The sequence below is a fragment of the Aeromicrobium sp. CnD17-E genome (genome assembly GCF_024124745.1).
In the GTDB taxonomy this organism is placed as follows: domain Bacteria; phylum Actinomycetota; class Actinomycetes; order Propionibacteriales; family Nocardioidaceae; genus Aeromicrobium.
In genome coordinates, this window is the sequence record NZ_JAMXRU010000189.1 from 1 (window position 1) to 2384 (window position 2384).

The 2384-nt window shown below is 72.9% G+C and carries 3 protein-coding genes; all 3 read left to right on the plus strand.

Going from position 1 to position 2384, the window contains the following annotated elements; genetic code table 11:
- Nucleotides 1–1095, plus strand: a 1095-nt coding sequence (locus NH339_RS17915; RefSeq protein ID WP_253027353.1) for an AAA family ATPase, incomplete at its 5' end; no start/stop codon positions are given.
- Complete coding sequence (locus NH339_RS17920) at nt 1092–1541, plus strand: thioesterase family protein (protein WP_253027354.1); 450 nt, start codon at nt 1092–1094, stop codon at nt 1539–1541. The genes NH339_RS17915 and NH339_RS17920, both read left to right, overlap by 4 nt.
- Before the next feature lie 40 nt (nt 1542–1581).
- Complete coding sequence (locus NH339_RS17925; protein WP_253027355.1) at nt 1582–2274, plus strand: DUF4241 domain-containing protein; 693 nt, start codon at nt 1582–1584, stop codon at nt 2272–2274.
- Nucleotides 2275–2384: the final 110 nt, after the last annotated feature.

A 2384-nucleotide genomic window follows, 5' to 3' on the forward strand; every position in this document is an offset into this window, starting at 1 on the left:
CTGCGCCGCGAGCAGCAGCTGCGCGAGGCCGAGACGGCGCGCGCGGTCCTCGCGGTCGGCGACGTCGCGCTGGCCCGCCTCGAGACGACGCTCGCCGAGGCGGCGGCACTGCGCTCGAGCATCGAGCAGTCGCGGACGGGTCGCGAGAGCGAGCTGCGCGAGGTGCGCGCCCGGTTGCGCAGCCTGTCCGAGGAGCTGCAGGGGCTCACGACGTCGGTGCACCGCGACGAGATGGCGCGGGCCGAGCAGCGACTGCGGCTGGAGGCGTTGGAGGCGCGCGCGCTCGAGGAGCTCGGCATCGAGGTCGAGGCGCTCGTCGCGGAGTACGGTCCGGACCAGCCGGTGCCCCCGACCTCCGAGGAGGTGCAGGGCGAGTCCAGCGACACCGACGACACCGCAGCGACCGACGAGGCGCCGCAGGGTCGTCCGTACGACCGGGCCGAGCAGACCAAGCGGCTGCGCGCTGCGGAGCGGGCCATGGCCATGCTCGGCAAGGTCAACCCGCTCGCGCTGGAGGAGTTCTCGGCGCTCGAGGAGCGCCACCAGTTCCTGTCCGAGCAGCTCGACGACCTCAAGCGCACCCGGCAGGACCTGCTCGACATCGTCGCCGACGTCGACGAGCGCGTGCAGCAGGTGTTCAGCGAGGCCTGGGTCGACGTGTCCGCGGCCTTCGAGGACGTGTTCTCGCGCCTGTTCCCGGGAGGCGAGGGCCGGCTGCTGCTCACCGACCCCGACGACATGCTGACGACCGGCATCGACGTCGAGGCGCGACCGCCGGGCAAGAAGGTCAAGCGGCTGTCGCTGCTGTCCGGCGGTGAGCGCTCGCTCGTCGCCGTCGCCTTCCTGGTGGCTCTGTTCAAGGCCCGCCCGAGCCCGTTCTACATCCTCGACGAGGTCGAGGCCGCGCTCGACGACACCAACCTGGGTCGCCTGCTCGAGATCTACGAGGAGCTGCGCGCCAACTCCCAGCTCATCGTCATCACCCACCAGAAGCGGACGATGGAGGTCGGCGACGCGCTCTACGGCGTCTCGATGCGTGGCGACGGCGTCACGACCGTCATCAGCCAGCGGCTGCGCGAGGAGGAGACCGCGTGAGCGGGCAGGAGCGGACCGAGCCGCGACGGGCCGACTTCCCGGTGCTGCGCCGCATCACGACGCGGTGGGCCGACGAGGACGTGTACGGGCACGTCAACAACGTCGTCTACTACTCCTACTTCGACACGGCGGTGAACGGCTACCTCATCGAGCGGGCCCACGAGCTGGACGGCGTCGACCCCCGCACCCTCGACGCCTACGGCGTCGTCGCGGAGACGGGCTGTCGCTTCCTGCGCGAGCTGCGCTTCCCCGCCGACGTCGAGGCGGGTCTGCGCGTGACGCGGCTCGGCACGTCGAGCGTCGTGTACGAGATCGGTCTGTTCCAGGGCGAGTCCGACACGCCCGCGGCGGTCGGGCGGTTCGTGCACGTGTACGTCTCGGGCACCGACCGGACGGTCACCCCCGTGCCTGACGTCGTGCGTGCCGCGCTGGCCCCGCTCACCTGACCCTGGCGCGACGTCCGGGCCGGCTGGCAGGCTGGACGGCATGGACCTGCAGCACTTCCACGCCCTGCGCTCCGGCGTCGTCGAGACCGACGAGGGGCCGCGGACCCTGACCGTGCAGCCGCTCGGGGTGCTGCGGCTCCCGAGCGGGCGGCTCGAGGTGAGCGACTCGCTCGTGAACCTGGGGGAGGGCGTGCTGGTCGACGTGCCCGGGGGCGACCACCCGGTGGCGATGACCCTGGCCGACGTCTCCGACGCGCAGGACGGCTCGCACGTGCGGGTGGCGTACCTGTCGCTGGTCCTGGCGGAGGGCGAGCCCGCCGTCGTGGAGCGCGCCGCCGCGCGCGACGTGCCCGTCGACGCGGGCGTGGTGGGGTTCGTCGACGCCGAGAGCGTCGAGCGGGGCATGCCCGAGGACCGCTCGACCTGGTACGACGAGGTCTTCGACGGCTGGATCGAGCTGCTGCACTACCCCGACGACGGCGTCCACCGCGACGGCATCGACGTCGTGCTGCCCCGGGCGACCGCGGGGGAGAACGTCGTGCTCTCGAGCGCGGGCTGGGGCGACGGCGTCTACCGCGTGTGGCGGACGCTCGCCGCCGACGGCTCGCTCCTGGGCGTGCACGTCGACCTCGACGTCGTCGACGTGCAGGAGGACGAGCCCGTGCCGCCAGCGTCCCCCGAGGAGTCGGCGCCGGCGACCGTAGGCCTCCTGCGGCGGCTGTTCCGTCGCTGAGCGCACCTCAGCGCGCGAGCAGCACCTCGACGGCGTGGTAGAGCCACGGCACCGCGACGAGGACCGTCGGCACCACGAGGACGACGGCCGACAAGACGCCGGACGCGACC

Bases quoted from the DNA above. Each gene is read 5' to 3' on its own strand.
- NH339_RS17925 (WP_253027355.1), top strand. From the start codon at position 1,582: ATGGACCTGCAGCACTTCCACGCCCTGCGCTCCGGCGTCGTCGAGACC.